The 17,860-nt window shown below is 48.5% G+C and carries 14 protein-coding genes; 13 read left to right on the top strand and 1 reads right to left on the bottom strand.

Annotated elements, in window-relative coordinates; translation table 11 throughout:
- Nucleotides 1-843 precede the first annotated feature (843 nt).
- The 13 genes from LSO07_RS24980 to LSO07_RS24920 all read left to right on the top strand — a co-directional run bounded on the left by LSO07_RS24980 (nucleotide 844) and on the right by LSO07_RS24920 (nucleotide 16,822).
- Nucleotides 844-2,907, top strand: coding sequence for a beta-glucosidase family protein (locus LSO07_RS24980; RefSeq protein WP_191909759.1), 2,064 nt, complete (start codon nucleotides 844-846; stop codon nucleotides 2,905-2,907).
- Between the two features lie 33 nt (nucleotides 2,908-2,940).
- Nucleotides 2,941-4,224, top strand: coding sequence for an oligosaccharide flippase family protein (locus LSO07_RS24975; RefSeq protein ID WP_151096890.1), 1,284 nt, complete (start codon nucleotides 2,941-2,943; stop codon nucleotides 4,222-4,224).
- Nucleotides 4,225-4,239: 15 nt separating this feature from the next.
- Nucleotides 4,240-5,232, top strand: a complete 993-nt coding sequence (locus LSO07_RS24970) for a glycosyltransferase (protein ID WP_151096889.1) — start codon at nucleotides 4,240-4,242, stop codon at nucleotides 5,230-5,232.
- Nucleotides 5,225-6,421 (top strand): hypothetical protein, encoded by a 1,197-nt coding sequence (locus LSO07_RS24965; RefSeq protein ID WP_151096888.1) that lies wholly within the window; start codon nucleotides 5,225-5,227, stop codon nucleotides 6,419-6,421. The genes LSO07_RS24970 and LSO07_RS24965 overlap by 8 nt, the downstream gene beginning before the upstream one ends.
- Before the next feature lie 34 nt (nucleotides 6,422-6,455).
- Entirely contained in the window at nucleotides 6,456-7,490 is a 1,035-nt protein-coding gene (locus tag LSO07_RS24960; protein ID WP_151096887.1) for a polysaccharide biosynthesis protein, read from the top strand.
- Nucleotides 7,471-8,598, top strand: a complete 1,128-nt coding sequence (gene wbjC, locus LSO07_RS24955; RefSeq protein WP_225317415.1) for a UDP-2-acetamido-2,6-beta-L-arabino-hexul-4-ose reductase — start codon at nucleotides 7,471-7,473, stop codon at nucleotides 8,596-8,598. The genes LSO07_RS24960 and wbjC overlap by 20 nt, the downstream gene beginning before the upstream one ends.
- A 2-nt stretch (nucleotides 8,599-8,600) precedes the next feature.
- Complete coding sequence (gene wecB, locus LSO07_RS24950; protein ID WP_099378153.1) at nucleotides 8,601-9,731, top strand: non-hydrolyzing UDP-N-acetylglucosamine 2-epimerase; 1,131 nt, start codon at nucleotides 8,601-8,603, stop codon at nucleotides 9,729-9,731.
- A 24-nt stretch (nucleotides 9,732-9,755) separates the two neighbouring features.
- Nucleotides 9,756-10,991, top strand: coding sequence for a glycosyltransferase family 4 protein (locus LSO07_RS24945; protein WP_151096886.1), 1,236 nt, complete (start codon nucleotides 9,756-9,758; stop codon nucleotides 10,989-10,991).
- 8 nt (nucleotides 10,992-10,999) lie between these two features.
- Nucleotides 11,000-11,605, top strand: a complete 606-nt coding sequence (locus tag LSO07_RS24940; protein ID WP_151097954.1) for a sugar transferase — start codon at nucleotides 11,000-11,002, stop codon at nucleotides 11,603-11,605.
- Nucleotides 11,605-12,279 carry an acetyltransferase gene (locus LSO07_RS24935; protein WP_151096885.1) on the top strand — a complete coding sequence of 225 codons (675 nt, stop codon included), beginning with the start codon at nucleotides 11,605-11,607 and terminating at the stop codon, nucleotides 12,277-12,279. The genes LSO07_RS24940 and LSO07_RS24935 overlap by 1 nt, the downstream gene beginning before the upstream one ends.
- 1 nt (nucleotide 12,280) lies before the next feature.
- The gene (locus LSO07_RS24930) at nucleotides 12,281-13,459 is read left to right on the top strand and encodes a DegT/DnrJ/EryC1/StrS family aminotransferase (protein WP_151096884.1); all 1,179 of its coding nucleotides are present in this window, start codon (nucleotides 12,281-12,283) and stop codon (nucleotides 13,457-13,459) included.
- Nucleotides 13,460-13,576: 117 nt separating this feature from the next.
- Nucleotides 13,577-15,514 carry a polysaccharide biosynthesis protein gene (locus LSO07_RS24925; RefSeq protein WP_151096883.1) on the top strand — a complete coding sequence of 646 codons (1,938 nt, stop codon included), beginning with the start codon at nucleotides 13,577-13,579 and terminating at the stop codon, nucleotides 15,512-15,514.
- Nucleotides 15,515-15,583: 69 nt separating this feature from the next.
- Nucleotides 15,584-16,822 (top strand): lipopolysaccharide biosynthesis protein, encoded by a 1,239-nt coding sequence (locus tag LSO07_RS24920; RefSeq protein ID WP_151096882.1) that lies wholly within the window; start codon nucleotides 15,584-15,586, stop codon nucleotides 16,820-16,822.
- Between the two features lie 37 nt (nucleotides 16,823-16,859).
- Here LSO07_RS24920 and LSO07_RS24915 read toward each other — a convergent pair whose 3' ends face one another.
- On the bottom strand, nucleotides 16,860-17,756 hold the full coding sequence (locus tag LSO07_RS24915; RefSeq protein ID WP_151096881.1) for a sulfurtransferase: 897 nt from the start codon (nucleotides 17,754-17,756) through the stop codon (nucleotides 16,860-16,862).
- Nucleotides 17,757-17,860: the final 104 nt, after the last annotated feature.

The raw sequence follows: 17,860 nt of genomic DNA, 5'->3' as shown, positions 1-17,860 counted from the left end.
AGCAGAGAAGCGCAGCTGTGCGAATGTACGCAGCCGTCGAGACAGTGAGCATCGCTGGCTACAAACCACGACGCGCAGCCGGTTTGATCGGTGTTCTAGCCACTTTCAGTTTGCCTGCCTATGCGCCACTTGAGCCTGCATTTTCTGTATGGATTGTTTGCGTCGGTGCCAACCCACTTTGTAACAAATATATCCAATTGTAAGATTTATCTTTGCGTTTGCTAATCATGTTTATCCTGCATGATATTATGCAGGTAGTATGATTTGCACCTCGATAGTTTCATTTGTAATAACTTTTATCAATAATTCCTGTCATTATATTCCAGTATTTTATTGATATTATTGAGATTCTATTTTCAAGCTTTTATTGTTTATGTATTTTTCTTGCCATTTTGGAAATAATACAATAATGTAAATCGCTTGTGATCGGGGTCTGTATTTTCGTATAAAATGTCAAGCCCTTCAATTTTGAGGTTTTCTTGTCAAGGGTGAGCAGCGACGTTTCAATCATTTGCATGCCCTTATGTTCCTCATGTCGCCTCCGTTACCCGCTTCGAGACCTGCTATTTATTGCCGTTTGAAGCTATTTTTATTGAAATTCGAGAGATCAACGAGTACTTGAAATGCCGTCATCGGAGGACATAGCGTGAGATTGAATTTTCATGTGTATTGTCAATACTAATAATAGAGAAGGGTTAAACAACAATGCAGTCCTCGGGTTTTTCTTCGTCAGCCGTTTTTTTTATTGCTACCTTTCTCCTGGGGTGTGGCAACAATAATGCTGAAGTTCCTCGTGTGGCGGAAGGGAACCCTGATGCTCGGGCTACCGCTCTGGTACAGAAAATGACGATTGAAGAGAAAATCCAATTGGTTCATGGGGTCGGGCCCGGTGCCTCGCCGTTGAATGGCGCGGGCTATATTCCTGGTATCAAGCGCCTTGGTATTCCAGATATCAACATAGCTGATTCTTCGACCAGCGTCCGGGTTGCCAATGTGAATGCGACGGTGATGCCATCGACATTGGCTCTCGCTGCCAGCTGGGATCGGGATATGGCATTTGAGTACGGCGCTTTAATCGGGCGAGAGTTGCGGACGTTGGGCTTCGCTGAGGGGCTTGGGGGCGGCATTAACTTGATCCGGGAGCCAAGGAACGGTCGTACTTTTGAATATTTGGGCGAGGATCCCGTACTGGCTGGGTATCTTTTGGCTCAGCGCACGCTAGGTACGCAGCAGCAGAAGGTTATCGCTACGGTCAAGCATTTTGCATTGAATAACCAGGAAACAAACCGGTTTACTTCGGACTCGGTGGTCGATGAGCGGACTATGCGGCAACTATACCTGCTCGGATTTGAAATAGCGATCAAGGATGGGCAGCCTGGCAATGTCATGTGTGCTTATAACTATGTCAATGGGGTCAAGGCATGTGAAAATTCTTATCTCCTGAATTCCGTGTTGAAAAATGAATGGGGATTCAAGGGATACGTGCAGTCCGACTGGAGTTTCGCTGTCAGTGATACCGTGAGGGCGGCTAACGCTGGATTGGATGAAGAGCAACCAGGCTCGCTGGATGATGCTGTAGGCGCTGGTGGAGAGCCTACGTACTTTAATCAGAAACTGAAATCTGCAATTGCTGCTGACCTCGTCTCCATGAGCAGGCTGGATAATATGGTGACACGGAAGCTGCGAACGCTGTTTCAGGTCGGCATTATGGATTCTCCACCCGTTCCTGGTGGCATCATAAATCGCGCCGATGGACGTACAGTCGCCAAAAAAGTGGCCGACGCTTCTATTGTTTTGTTAAAAAATCAAGGCGAAAATGGTGAGGCCAAAAGACTTCTTCCGCTTGATAGCAAGGCTGTCAAATCTATCGTCGTCATCGGTGCGCACGCTTCTGTGGGCGTAATGGCAGGAGGTGGCTCCGGTGGTCCTTTTGCCTCAGTGAACAATCCTGTGGCCTGCTTATTGCCTGAAAAAATGTTTTCGGAGTGTGCTCCATATTCGTCCTCATCGCCATTGCAGGCAATCAAGGCCAAGGCTGGGCTTGCTCAAGTTCGTTATTTTGATGGCAATGATACTCGTGCGGCCTCGGATGCCGCGGCGACTGCTGACGTGGCAATTATTTTTGCTTCACAGTTCAGCGGCGAAGGGCGGGATCTGGTTTCGTTGGCGTTGCCTGACCAGCATACCGATCCCGCCAATCAATCTTACGATCAACGCGCATTGATCGAGGCTGTGGCGAAAAAGAATCCTCGTACTGTGGTCGTACTGGAAAACGGTACCGCAGTGACTATGCCATGGCTGAATAGCGTTTCTGCGGTGCTGGCTTCGTGGTATCCAGGAGATAGCGGAGGCGAGTCCATCGCTGATATCTTGTTTGGTGATGTTAACCCCTCGGGAAAGTTACCTATCTCTTTCCCCAAGATGGAACAAGATTTACCTCAGAAAAATATTTCATCAAGCAATTTAAGTGTCAGATATAACGAAGGGCTGATGATGGGGTATCGATGGTACGATCATCACAAGATCGAACCATTGTTCGAATTTGGTTACGGATTGTCATACACCAGCTTTGATTATACGGATCTGAAAACTGAGTTAGCTCAGAATGGTGACGTGAAGATCAGCTTTAGTCTGAAAAATACTGGCAGTCGCAGCGGCGCTGAAGTCATGCAAATTTATGCATCCATCCCCTTCGATGGTGAACCGCCGCAGCGTCTGGTAGGGTGGGAGAAGGTGCATTTGCAGAGCGGCCAGCAACGAACTGTGGAGTTGACAATTGCGCGGGAGCGTTTGCAGGTATGGGATGCACTAAAGCGGCAATGGTTTATACCCAAAGGCAATTACGATTTTCGTGTCGGAAATTCATCAAGAGCCCGTAACATATTACGCAACACCAAGTCATTATAAATAGAGTGATTTTCTAGTGTTGATGATTCGGTTTTGCATTTAGAAAAAAATAAAATTAATGATTTCTTTTTTTTACGGGGATTGGATGTGATTTCCCGACAGAAGTTGAATGTTGTATACCTTATGGGGAATCAGGGCGTTAATTATTTGATGCCGCTTTTGGTTTTCCCATTTTTGATGCATACGTTGGGGCCATTGAAATTCGGTATTCTTAGTTTTTCTTTGGCTACAATGCAGTTTTTGATCTTGTTGACCGACTTTGGTTTTAATTATAGCGCGACAAAAAGTATTTCAATAGCGGGAAAAGACAAGCGTATTATTTCGGATGTCTTTTTTCGCACCATGTGGGCGAAAGCAATATTAAGTGTCATTTCATTATTTGTGATGCTGTTTTTGATTGCGGTATTTGATGCTTACAGTGCAATCAAAGAGTTGCTGTTTATAAATTTTATAGCGGTAATTGGCACAGTAATATACCCCATTTGGTTATTTCAAGGGCTGGAAAAGATGGGTTCAATTACCGCTTTTTCCATCTTGTCACGTGCATGCGTATTGATATCATTTTATTTCTTGGTGAACGGCGAAGGCGACATCAATATGGCGATGTTCTTGCTGGCTGTTCCTAATGTACTGGCCGGAATATTTGCGATCTTGACGATATATAATGAACGTCTTGTGTTTTGGGTGAAATTTTCATTTCTGGAAATTCGGAAATCATTTTTGGAAGGTGTCCAGGTATTTTCATCGACACTGTTAACCAGTATGTATACGCTGATGACGCCGGTAGTAGTCGGATTTGTTGCCGGACCGGAATCGGTCGGCTACTTGAATGTCGCAAATACCGTCAAGCAGGCGGTGTGTGGATTATTTTCTCCCATTTTGCAAGCATATTTCCCCAAAGTGAACGCCTTATATATTGATCAGCCGGAGGTGTCTCGAGCGCTGGCGACAAAGATATTAAAGTGGATGGCATTGATGCTGCTTGTGATTTCTTTGGTTTTATTTTTCATATCGGAAATTCTCATTGAAAAAGCATTTGGAGTGAAGTATTTGGCTGCTATCCCGGCATTAAAAGTGCTTGCCTTTGCACCACTTTTTATTCTGATAAATTCGGTGATGGGATTGTTGTTCATGATTCCTCGCGGCGATATGAAAGGTTATCTGGGATCGATTTTTTCTGGAGCAGCAGTGAGTTTGGTAATTGTGGCGCCGGCGGCATACTATCTCAAAGAAACGGGTGGCGCTGTGACATTGCTGGCGGTAGAACTGGTAGTGGGCATCTGTATGGCATTACGCATACGCAGCTATAAAAATTAGGAATTAGCAAGGAAAATGAATATATCAATAATTATTCCTTACTGGAAACGTGAAAAACAGATAGAACTGATGTTTTCCAGTCTGGCTGAACAGATACCGTCCGGCGTAGAGGCTGAAGTCTTGGTATGTGACAGCCATAGTGGCGGACAAATTGAAGAAATCATCATGCGCGCCCAGGAAGTTCATCCGTGTTTGAATATCCGTCATTTGCAATGTGAAAATATTGTTGCCCAAAAAAGAAATGTCGGCATCCGCGAGGCTCGTCATGATTTGTTGATTTTTCTTGATGATGACTGTGTTCCGCAAGCTGACTACTTGAAGAATGTTTTTCTTGATGTGGGTAACAATCCAGGCGTCATATTGTGTGGCGAAATTCGATTCCCTGCCAGTCTGGTAGGAGGCAGTAATTATTATCGTTATCGGGATTCAAAGCATCCTACTTTTTCATCTCGGCCATTTCGGGAGCTGGATCAGTGGAGTTTTGTTTCCATGAATATGGTGGCAAAAAAGACAGATTTGATACAGGCAGGTTTGTTTTATGATGAGCGTTTTATCGGTTACGGTTGCGAGGATCACGAATTTCCATGGCGTATACTCAAGGCCGGGATGAAAATCAGGATGGGAAGGTTTTGTATTGATCATCACGAATATGATGGTGATATTGTCAAATATAAACGAAAAATATTTTGCACGGCACGTGATGGAATGTACATGCTCTCATGCTTGGCACCAGAAATCGTGCATTCGCATCGAAAACTGAGGATGATCGAGACGATCTATTCTGTAAAAGGAATTTCGACTGTATTGGCAAGAACCCTTTTCTCGATTCTGTTTAATCGATATTTTTGTCGTGCCGTTGAGTTATTTTTGAAAAAAACAGATGCAAAAAGAAATTTCTATTTTTCACGAGCATATCGTTATGTGTTGCTATGCAATTATCTCGCCGGAGTCAGGTCGCGTGAGGATCGCCTGACGCAGGCCAGTGTTGGGGCGGGATGGTATGACTAAAGTCTATAATGTATTGATATCGTTGCTCATATGGTCATTTTTCCTTCATTTATTGAGAAACGTAAATAGTGCATATGTTGCAATTCAGGGCATTATTTTTTTTGCGACTTGTGCCTGGTTTTATGTGAGCTATAAGTTGACAAAGAGTGATGTTATTGCTATTGCGATACTTTGCTGTGTATTCTTTTATGTTTTGTTATTGTCCGTTATTTACAATGATGATTATGGTGGTGCTGCACTCGGTATATTCCGTTTCTCAAGCTTGATTATGGCATTTTTGAGTGCATTAATGGTTGTCCGGAGCGATAAAGTCGATGTGTTTTGGATGATTTTTAGTCAGTTCATGGCATTGTGCGCCCTGTCATTATATTTTCAATTTATCTTCGGTCCCATTGACTGGTTTGCTGAGTCAAGTGAGCGAGCTGGTTTTTCTCGATATGCATCACTCGCAGGAAGCCTGACCGTGTACGGAGTAATTTGTGGGATGGCCATAATATCGAGCTATTTTTATTTTCAGGGATGGAAAAGAATATTGCTGATAGCCATAATTGTTTCTGGCGGCTTTATTTCTCTGCAGAAAGCTGCGATTGCAAATATTTTCATCGCAGCGGTAGGTATTGCGATAATTGAAAAAGTTTCCTTTAAGCAGCTGTTTAAGATTGGCGTGATTGTATTAGTTATTGGTGCAGTTGTTTTGTGGAGCACAGGACTATATGATATTGCTGAAGTAGGATTTAAGAGTTCGCTAGGTGCCGCTGGTGAGGACGTTCAATCCGACGTATCCCTCTTGCAAAGTGCATTTGATCGCATCATTGAATTGCCTGGTATTGTCTTCGATTTTTACGGCTTGAACAGGCTGTTCTGGGGCATGGGTGTATTTGGTGGTTCCGGCTCTCTCGGTTATCCCGATTTGCCAATGATGCATAATGCATATTTTGATATAATTTCAATTGCAGGATTGCCTTTGTTTAGTGCCTTGTTGATTTATTTCATCACGTTGATTTATAAAGCAACTTATTACTTCGACACGTTGATGAGCGCTGATGTAGATCGAAAAGCGACAGTGCTGATTTTCCTCATGTCCATGCTGAATATGCTTTTTGCAAGTGGGAATTTTTTCCAGCCAGTGATTGCGATTATTTTATGGGTGTCGGTGATATATGTGGCGCGTATGCGCAACCGTACCTGACGTGTCATGTTAATTATTTATAGAGAAAAATATTATGTTTAAAGACAAGGTTTTGTTGATTACTGGCGGAACGGGTTCATTCGGAAACGCTGTGTTGAAGCGTTTTTTGGATACGTCTATCGGTGAGATACGGATTTTCAGCCGAGATGAAAAGAAGCAGGATGACATGCGTAAGAAGTACAATCATCCGAAGCTGAAATTTTATATTGGCGATGTGCGTGACTATTCCAGTGTTCTCAATGCCACGCGTGGGGTTGATTTTATTTTTCATGCTGCGGCATTAAAGCAGGTTCCATCGTGTGAATTTCATCCAATGGAAGCTGTCAAGACCAATATCATCGGAACTGAAAACTTGCTGGAGGCGGCAATTCAGAATGGCGTACGCCGCGTAGTCTGTCTCAGCACGGACAAGGCTGCCTACCCGATTAATGCCATGGGCATCTCCAAAGCCATGATGGAAAAGGTCATGGTAGCCAAGTCTCGCAATGTGGATGATGCCAAGACGGTCATTTGCGGTACCCGCTACGGCAATGTGATGGCATCGCGCGGTTCCGTTATTCCGTTGTTTGTCGATCAAATACGGGCCGGGGCCGCGCTCACGATTACTGACCCGGCGATGACGCGTTTTATGATGACCCTGGAAGATGCCGTTGATTTGGTGCTGTACGCTTTCGAGCATGGCAGCAATGGTGACATTTTTGTGCAAAAGGCGCCAGCTGCCACAGTTGATACACTCGTGCAAGCATTGTTGGGATTGCTGGACAAGGCTGGCCATCAGGTGGATATCATCGGCACGCGCCATGGAGAGAAGCTTTACGAAACTTTACTCAGCCGTGAAGAAATGGCTGCGGCGGAGGATCGGGGAGATTATTTCCGTGTTCCCCCTGATTTAAGGGATTTGAATTACGGAAAATTTGTCGAGCACGGCGAGCAGAAGATTTCGACCGCAGAGGACTATAACTCGCACAATACGCACCGCCTTGACGTGAAGGGCATGCAGGCACTCCTGATGAAACTGGAATTCATCAAGAGTATTGTCCGCGGCGAAAATGCTGTTGCAGAAAGCTGATGCCATGAAAGTACTTGTTACTGGCGCAAATGGGTTTATCGGCAAGAATTTGTTGATCCGCTTGCGCGAGCGCGGCGACATTGATGTCCTCACTTTCGTACGTGGGGAAGTGCTGTCTTCCTTGGCAGAGAAGGTGGCCGAGGCCGACTTCATTTTTCACTTGGCTGGCGTAAATCGGCCACAAAATGAAGCCGAGTTTGTCGAGGGAAATGCCGACCTGACGCAGCGCCTTTGCGAAATCGTACGCGCTGATGGACGTGGTGTCCCTGTCCTGTATACCTCGTCTTCCCAGGCCAGCCGCGACAATCCGTATGGCGTCAGCAAGCGTAGCGCGGAAGATGCGTTGCGGACGCTGTCGTCTGAGGGCTTGGCGCGAATCTATATATATCGCTTGCCGAATGTGTTCGGTAAATGGTGCCGCCCTAATTACAATTCTGCTGTCGCGACATTTTCGTACAATATTGCGCATGGTTTGCCGATTCAGATCAATGACCCGGCCGTGCCGTTGCAGCTGGTGTATGTCGATGATGTGATTACTGACTTTTTGCGCGTACTCGATACTCAGCCAGGGGCCGGGGAGCGCGAGGTCGCGCCTGTCTATGCAATTACTGTGGGTGCACTTGCTCAACAGCTGCAGGCGTTTCGTGACAGCCGTACGTCCATGGTCATCGAGGCTGTGGGAACAGGTCTGATACGCGCCTTGTATTCCACCTATATCAGTTATTTCACCCCGGAGCAGTTTGCATATCCTTTGGTCCGCCATGCGGATCCGCGCGGCGTATTCGTCGAGATGCTCAAAACCCGCGATGCTGGGCAATTTTCCTACTTCACGGCACATCCCGGGATTACCCGTGGTGGACATTATCACCATACCAAGACAGAAAAATTTCTTGTCATAAAAGGACGTGCACGGTTTGGATTCCGTCAGATCGATACTGGCGAAACCTACACGCTGCTCACGGACGGCGAGACTCCGCAAGTTGTGGAAACCATTCCTGGATGGTCGCACGATATTACCAATATCGGTGAGGAGGAAATGATCGTGATGCTGTGGGCGAATGAGATATTTGACCGGGCACATCCAGACACTATCACGTACAAGGTTTAAAGATGAAAAAATTAAAAGTAATGACAGTGGTTGGCACACGTCCGGAAATCATTCGCTTGTCGCGTGTCATGGCCGTACTGGATCGGCATTGCGATCATGTGATCGCGCATACTGGACAGAATTATGATTACGAGCTAAATGAGATTTTTTTCCAGGATCTGGAAGTGCGCAAGCCCGATCATTTTTTGAATGCTGCAGGAAGCAACGCGGCAGAAACCATCGGAAAAGTCATCATCGCGGTGGACGCGGTGCTGGAGCAGGAACGACCGGATGCCGTGTTGATCTTAGGAGATACGAATAGTTGTCTGGCTGCGATTCCTGCTAAGCGTCGCAAGATCCCTATTTTTCATATGGAGGCGGGTAATCGCTGTTTCGATCAGCGGGTACCAGAAGAGACGAATCGCAAGATTGTCGACCATACTGCCGATATTAATATGACCTATAGCGATATCGCACGCGAGTACCTGTTACGCGAAGGTTTGCCGCCCGACCGCATCATCAAGACTGGCAGCCCGATGTTTGAGGTCCTGCACCATTATATGCCGGGCATCGATGCCTCGAACGCGTTGGCACGCCTCGACCTGGAGGAGGGACAGTATTTTGTGGTCAGCGCACATCGTGAGGAAAATATCGATTCGGATGTCAATTTTCTCAAGCTGATGCAGGCACTGAATCTGGTGGCGGAAACCTATCAGTTGCCTGTCATTGTATCGACGCATCCGCGCACGCAAAAGCGCATTGATGCCAAGGGTTTTGTCTTTCATCCGCTGGTGCGCTTGCTCAAGCCGCTGGGCTTCAAGGACTATGTCCATCTGCAGGCACGTGCGCGTGCTGTATTGTCTGATAGCGGCACTATTACCGAAGAGTCTTCGATCCTGAACTTCCCTGCGCTCAATATTCGTGAGGCTCATGAACGTCCCGAAGGCATGGAAGAAGCGTCGGTGATGATGACCGGCCTGGATGGCGAGCGTATCTTGCAGGCATTGGCGATTCTGGAAACGCAATCTCGTGGCGCGCAGCGCAATTTGCGCCAGATTGCCGATTACAGCATGCCAAACGTATCGGAAAAAGTGCTGCGCATTATTCATAGCTATACCGACTACGTTAATCGCGTGGTGTGGAAGAAGGCATAAGCCCGTTCACGGAAAAGGAACCCCTTGCGTATTCTTTTGTTAACCCAGTGGTTTGATCCAGAGCCAACCTTCAAGGGGCTTTTATTTGCCCAAAAATTGCAGGAACTCGGACATGAAGTCGAGGTCGTTACTGGTTTCCCCAATTATCCTGAGGGAAAGATCTATGCCGGTTATCGTCAGTCGTGGTGCCATCGCGAAAGCATCGGCGGTGTGCGGATAGCACGCGTACCGCTTTATGCTAGCCATGATAGCTCTGCCTTGAAACGTCTGTTGAATTACTTTAGCTTTGCTTTGTCGTCCAGCCTGTACGGGATTTTCATGGCGCGCAAGGCGGATATCATCTACGTTTATCATCCGCCAATGACGGTGGGTGTCGCCGGCGCCTTGATCGGCTGGTTCCGGCGTACACCTTTTGTCTATGATATCCAGGATCTGTGGCCAGACACCCTGAAGGCGACGGGCATGATCGGCAATCCCCGCATATTGAGTGTCGCGGGGGCTGTGTGTAACTGGATTTATCGCCGAGCCAGCCATATTGTTGTGTTGTCGCCGGGCTTTCGGAGTCTGTTGGCCGAGCGTGGGGTGCCCGAGAAGAAAATGTCGCTCATCTACAATTGGTGTGATGAGACTGGGTTGCAAGCGCCAGTGGGCGGGGTTGCTGACCTGTCCTTTATGAATGGCCGCTTTAATGTGGTATTCGCGGGGAATATGGGAAAGGCACAGGCGTTGGAGGCGGTCATCGCTGCTGCGCAGCTGGTGGCGGCGGAAGAGAGCCGTGTGCAATTTGTACTGGTTGGTGGCGGGGTTGAGGTGGAAAACCTGAAGGCATTATGCGCGCGGTATAACTTGCAGAACTTGCGTTTTGTGCCTCGCATGCCGATGAACGAGGTTGGCGAAGTATTGGCCCGTGCAGATGCCTTGCTGGTGCACCTGAAGGATGATCCTTTGTTCTCCATCACGATTCCATCCAAGACACAAGCTTATCTTGCTGTTGGGCGGCCAATTATCATGGCAGTGCGGGGTGACGCTGCTGACTTGTTGCGTGAAGCGGAAGCCGGTGTCGTGGCGATACCAGAGGACCCTGAGTCGATTGCGCAAGGCGTATTGCAACTGGCCCGGTTGCCGTTGCCCGAGCGCGAAACGATGGGACAGAAGGCTGCTCAGTTCTATAAGAACAAGCTTTCCTTGAGTGTTGGTGTGGCCGCCTTCATCAAGGTTTTTGAGCATGTTTTGTTTTCCAAAAAAAATGCTGGAAAGTAGTGATGCATATGTTGAAAAGAACCTTTGATTTCATGGCGGCCTTGTTCGCGATCATTGTGCTGTCGCCTCTGATCATCGTACTGGCATTGCTGGTCCGCCTATTTCTTGGCAGCCCTGTCTTGTTCTCGCAAATACGTCCTGGGTTGCATGGACAGCCGTTTACCGTCTATAAATTTCGTAGCATGACGGATGAAAAAAATGCAATTGGTGAATTGTTGCCTGATGAGATACGTTTGACGCGTTTTGGCCAGTTTCTGCGGCGTAGCAGTCTCGATGAGCTGCCTCAATTGTTCAACGTATTGAAAGGAGATGTAAGTCTAGTAGGTCCAAGGCCATTATTGATGGAATATTTGCCACTCTATTCCTCAGAGCAGGCTCGTCGGCATCTGGTACGGCCAGGTATCACAGGCTGGGCGCAGGTAAATGGACGTAATGCTATTAGCTGGGAACGAAAATTTGAACTGGATGTCTGGTATGTAGATCATCAGTCATTTCTTTTGGATATGAAAATATTGTTTCTTACAGTAAAGAAAGTGCTGGTTAAAGAAGGCATTAGCGCTGAAGGAGTGGAGACGATGCCACGCTTTCAAGGTGGTAGCAAGGAAAAAAGCTAATGTATAAGAACCTGGTGATTTTTGGAATTGGCGGCATGGGACGCGAGGCGCATCAGATTGTCGAGGATATCAATGCAGTGGCACCTGAGTTCAACTTTCTTGGTTTTCTAGACGAAAAGCGGGAGAACCATGGATGCGATGTGCATGGATTTCCCGTACTGGGTGGACTGGAATGGCTGGAGCAGCACAGTGATATCGATGTACATGTTGTCATTGCGATTGGCAATACGATCGCAAGACAAAAAATCGTTGCGCGCATTGAACAAAGCTGCGACGTAAAATTTCATAAACTGGTGCATCCGCAGGCTTGGATCGGAAATCGCGTAGCGATCGGCGATGGTGCGATTATTTGTGCAGGCGCGCGCTTGACTACGGATATTGTGATTGGCAAGCATGTTATCGTGAATGTTGGTGCTGCGATTTTTCATGATGCACACATTCATGACTACGTCACTGTTGCACCGTCAGTCAATATTTCTGGCGCAGTGCAAGTTGGTGAAGGTTGCGATTTGGGAATCGGTAGCGCCATTATCCAGGGGAAAAGTATAGGTCCCTGGTCGATTATCGGCGCCGGAACCGTTGTTATACATGACGTCGCATCTGACGTTACCGTTGTTGGCGTTCCCGCCAAAGTGATTAAAACTCGCCAGCCTGGCTGGCATCATGGATCATAAGATGAAATCTACATTACCTCCTCCTGCTGCATGGCCTGTTTATCCGGAAGACGAAATTGCTGTCGTCACGGATATATTGCGATCAGGGAAAGTTAACTATTGGACTGGCGATACCGGCCGGGCTTTTGAGCGTGAATATGCCGCCTATGTCGGGAGCAAGCATGCCATTGCAGTTGCCAATGGAACCGTAGCGCTGGAGCTTGCACTTTATGCACTGGACATCGGTTCCGGTGATGAGGTTATTACCACCAGTCGTACTTATATCGCTTCGGCAAGCTGTGCAGTAATGCGCGGTGCCGTGCCTGTTATCGTCGACGTTGACCGCGACACGCAAAATATTTCGCCTGCTGCGATTCGTGCTGCAATCACGCCGAAAACCAGAGCCATTCTGGTTGTGCATCTGGCTGGCTGGCCATGCGACATGGACGCGATCATGGCCCTGGCCGAAGAATTTAATCTGAAGGTGATCGAGGACTGCGCACAAGCGCATGGCGCCACCTACAAGGGACGTCAAGTCGGGTCGATCGGTCATGCGGCGGCATTTTCTTTTTGCCAGGACAAAATCATATCAACCGGAGGCGAAGGTGGGATGATGACCACCAACGACGAGGCTGTATGGGAAAAGGCCTGGGCTTACAAAGATATTGGTCGAAGCTACGATGCTGTCTACCGGCGCGAGCACCCACCAGGATTCCGCTGGTTGACAGAAACCTTCGGAACGAATTGGCGTTTGACAGAGGTACAGTCGGCGATAGGTCGCCTGCAACTTGCCAAATTAAATGACTGGATCATCACGCGCAAACAGCATGCCGCTTTCTTGACCGAGGTGTTTTCCACGATTCCCGCGCTGCGACTGACATTGCCGCCGCCCGAGATTGGCCATGCTTACTATAAGTATTATGTGTTCGTAAAGCCGGAATGCCTTGCGTCGGGTTGGAGCCGCGACCGTCTCATGGCTGAACTCAATGCCGCAGGTGTACCTTGCTTCTCCGGTTCTTGCAGTGAAATACATCTTGAAAAAGCATTCGAGAGCTTGCCTAAGCGTGCCGTGCACACGCCAGTGGCACATGAGCTGGGGGAGACGAGCCTGATGTTCTTGGTTCATCCTACGTTGGCGCCCGAGTATATGCGGGCGGTCGGTGAAGTGATACGAGCGGTATTTGCCGAGGCATCGCGTTAACTGCTTGCAGCGTATTTGGTACAGCGCCTATGTCGACGACGGTGCTGGCGTGAATTTTAGCGATGCCGTTCTGGCCCGTGAACGCGCCATAGTTTATATTTAGATGGGTAATAATTAATGAAACCGTTATTAAGTTTTTCGCGGTTACGTAAACAAATCGTCGCGATGATGGTGGATATGTTTTTCCTGCCATTTACTTTTTGCGTGGCGATTTTTTTGCGTTTTGACGGCTTCAACCTCGCCTTGTTCCGGCCATATGTGTGGCTGATCATTGCAGCGCCACTGGTGGCCATTCCGATTTTTATCCGATTTGGTTTATACCGGGCCGTCATCCGTTTCATCGACTACAAGATTGTCTATGTGGTTATGATAGGAGTGACCCTCTCTGTGGCCGTGCTGGTGACATTGGCGGCGTTCGTGAGCGGGCTCAATGGCTTGTCGCGGGGCGTGTTTGGCATTTATTGGGTGAACGCCATCATGTACATGTTGGCCAGTCGATTCTTTGCGCGTGCCTATTTTGTGCGGACAGCGAGAACCGACGGTGGCGTGCGGGTTGCCATCTACGGTGCGGGAAGTTCCGGAAATCAATTGGCCCAAGCTCTGAACGGTGCTGGTGAATATCGCCCACTGTTTTTTATTGATGATAAGAAAGAATTGCAAGGAGCAACTCTGGGCGGTATTCGTGTTTATGCACCAGAGGCGCTGCCGGATTTGATCGTCGATAAACAGATTAGCAAGATTCTGGTTGCGATGCCCTCACTATCCAAGGCACAGCAACGTCGCATCCTGGACCAGTTGGAACCCTTGAAGATCAAAACACTCGTGACGCCGCCAATCAAGAGTCTGGTGAGTGGTATTGCGAGGGTACAAGATATTCGTGAAATCGAGATCGAGGATCTGCTGGGACGGGATGCGGTCGAGCCTGACCACGAATTGATGGCCATGTGCATTATTGGAAAATCCGTGATGGTGAGTGGCGCTGGGGGGTCGATAGGATCGGAACTGTGCCGTCAAATATTGCGCCAGCAGCCAGCGCGCCTGATTTTGCTGGAAATGTCGGAATTTGCGCTGTACTCCATTGAGCAGGAACTGCAAGCCTTGCGCAAGTCCTTGCACATTGAGGTGGAATTGCTCCCCTTTTTGGGGTCGGTGCTGGAAACGGAGAAGTGCGAGAAGATTTTGCGCAGCTTCAATGTCGAGACGGTTTATCATGCTGCGGCCTACAAGCATGTGCCACTGGTCGAACATAATCCGATCGATGGTATTCGCAATAATGCGCTTGGCACATGGAGCCTGGCACAGGCGGCGGTATCGGCTGGCGTGAAGCGTTTTGTATTGATTTCGACCGACAAGGCAGTGCGTCCGACGAATGTTATGGGATCGACAAAACGGATGGCCGAATTGATTTTGCAGGCATTTTCGCGCAAGCAAACGCATACCTGTTTTTGCATGGTGCGTTTCGGGAATGTGCTGGGTTCTTCAGGATCTGTCGTGCCGTTGTTCCGCAAGCAAATTATGGCAGGTGGTCCCATTACCATCACGCACCCGGAGATAACCCGTTACTTCATGACGATTCCTGAAGCGGCTCAACTGGTATTGCAGGCGGGAGCGATGGGGGCTGGTGGAGATGTATTTGTGCTGGACATGGGTGATCCGGTAAAGATTGTTGATCTCGCCAAGCGTATGGTTCACTTGAGTGGACTGGAAGTGAAAAGCGAGTCGACCCCTGACGGAACGATTGAGATTCACCATGTGGGCTTGCGGCCGGGAGAAAAGCTGTATGAGGAATTGTTGATTGGTGAGAATGTGGAAGGGACTGAACATCCACTGATTATGCGGGCGCAAGAGTCGGAAATTCCTTGGCAACAATTGGAGCCAATGTTGAACGAAATGACCGAGGCTTGTAATAATTTTGACCATGAACAAATACGTGCTTTGTTGTTGCGGATTGTGCGTGAATATGCACCGCAGTGCGGTATTGAGGACCTGCTTTGGTCAGTACAATATAGCCGGACTGCATGCGATTACAAGCCGGTGGTTACATTGGCACGTTGACTTTAAGAAAAGGTGCGTGTCGGTGGTCAATTGACTTAGTAGCGGTTAATGAAATATTTGAAGAGAATTATGAAAAAATTAGATGATATGCCTGAATTGAAAAGAAATAGCAACGATGAACCTATCGTATGGAGCGAAGTATTTTCCATATTGTGGAATGGTCGTAAGACATTAGTGGGTGGCACGGCGCTGATCATGATATTGGGCGTATCGAGCACGATGTATTTCTCTAAATACCGCAGCGATGGATTTTTGCAGTTTGGTGGCCCGATTCCATTGATTGTCAAAACCGACATGGATGCCAAGACCAAGGAGCCAGCGAATGGAATTTCCTTGGCGGACTATAAACGTTACGCTGCTGCCTACACCACCGGTAGCCGGTTTAATGATTTTGTAGTGCAAAACAAGCTGCAGGGCGATCCTGCACTGAGTGAGCTGCGCAAGGCGTTCTTCTCGCGTGATGGCATTGGAAAGATTATTGAGCCGGTATATCCATTTACCAAAATCGATGCTAAAGAATTGATGGAACCGCCGAAAGATAGCGACAATAACGTGATTGGCTTGCGCATCAATTTTGAGGCACGTAATCCTGCCGATGCACAGGCGATGGTTGCGTTTCTGGGGCGGTATGCAATGGATAGTATCGTGTATCTGATTTATTCCGATGCCTTGCGGTTTAAGCATGCTGAAATTACGACAAGAATCACTCGCCTGGATAATCAGATTATCGATCTTAAAGATAAGCTTGAAAGTTACCAGCGTAAAGGTGGCGCGTTGAAGCAGATCGTCAGCCATTATCCGGATGCGGTAAACCAAGGAAACAGGCAAGTGGTCACCATTACGGAGGAGAATTCCCGCTACTTGTCGCCAGTAACCCATCTTATGTCGACAGAATTGGAAGCATTGTCGGCGAATGAGTCGATCATCAAATTTCAACGCGAAAAAAAGCAGAACTTGTTGATGCGTGAATATTACGATAAGGCCAAAGTTTTAATCGACAACAATAAATCCGGTGAAACAGTGTTGCGCGCACTGGAGGAGATCAAAGAAGGGGTCTTCAAGAGCAAGGATTTGAATGATGAGTTGGTGAAGGAGGTTTACAACCAAATCACCATTGATAATCAAAGTGCCATGAATGTGTATCTTGAGAAAAGCCGTTTCATTGCGGGACCGAGCTTGCCGGAACATCCGTCGACCAGACTCTCGACCGCTTTGATGATGAGCTTCCTGGGAGGCGTATTACTTTCCGGATTACTTGTGTTGGCGCGCCAATGGGTGACGACCAAGTCAAAAAAACCGGCTGAGTAAGCCGGTTCTAGGGGGCGTCGGGTAAATTACCTGTAATTTATTCGACGTGCTTGCTGTAGCAATGCGGGCAAGACACCTCATACACGTATTCCGGCGCCAGCTGCTGGCGCGGCGTGACGACGGCGCGGCAGACAAAGCACTGCACGGTTTCCGTCGGTTCCAGTTTCGGGTTCAGGGCGGTGCGGTAGTCGAAGACGAAGCAGTCGCCCGTGTAGTGCTCGCCGCCCACTTCCTCGAAATATTTCAGGATGCCGCCGTCGAGTTGGTACACGCTGTCGTAGCCGATTTCCTTCATGTGGATGGCGGCTTTTTCGCAGCGGATGCCGCCCGTGCAGAAGGTGACGACGGTCTTGCCTTCCAGTTCATCCTTGTGGGCGGCTGCCACGGCCGGGAATTCCGTAAACTTGTCGATGCGGTAATCGAGCGTGTTGTTGAATGTGCCCACGTCCACTTCAAAGGCGTTGCGCGTTTCCATCATGACCACGGGTTTGCCTGCATCGTCGACGCCGGCGTCGAGCCAGCGCTTGAGCGTATGCGCATCGACGGACGGGGCGCGGCCCAGTTCCGGCTTGATCAGCGGCATGCGCATGGTGATGATTTCTTTTTTCAGCTTGACCAGCATGCGCTTGTGTGATTGCTCATTCGACAAGCTTTCCTTCCATTCCAGATCGGCCAGACGCTCGTCGCTGCGGACCCAGGCGAGGAAGGCATCGATATGCTCGCGCGTGCCGGACAGGAACATATTGATGCCTTCCGGCGTCAGCAGGATCGTGCCCTTCAGTTCCAGTGCCAGGCATTGCTCCTGATACAAGGGACGCATGGCTTCCGTATCGGCGAGCGTAATGAATTTATACGCGGCGATATTGACGAACGCGGCGGCGGGCGGGCTGACGGCGGCGGAAACGGCGGGTATTGCTGGGGTGATGGCTTGCATGATGGCGATCGGGTTAGACTGAACAGCCGATATTATAAGCCCGACAGGCCAGGCAGGATACCCGGCCAGCCACGTTTTGCCGTGCCGGCGGGCTGTGCACGGCA

It is taken from the genome of Janthinobacterium sp. PLB04 (assembly GCF_021165895.1).
Taxonomy (GTDB): domain Bacteria; phylum Pseudomonadota; class Gammaproteobacteria; order Burkholderiales; family Burkholderiaceae_D; genus Janthinobacterium; species Janthinobacterium lividum.
This window is presented reverse-complemented; position numbering and strand designations above follow the sequence as displayed.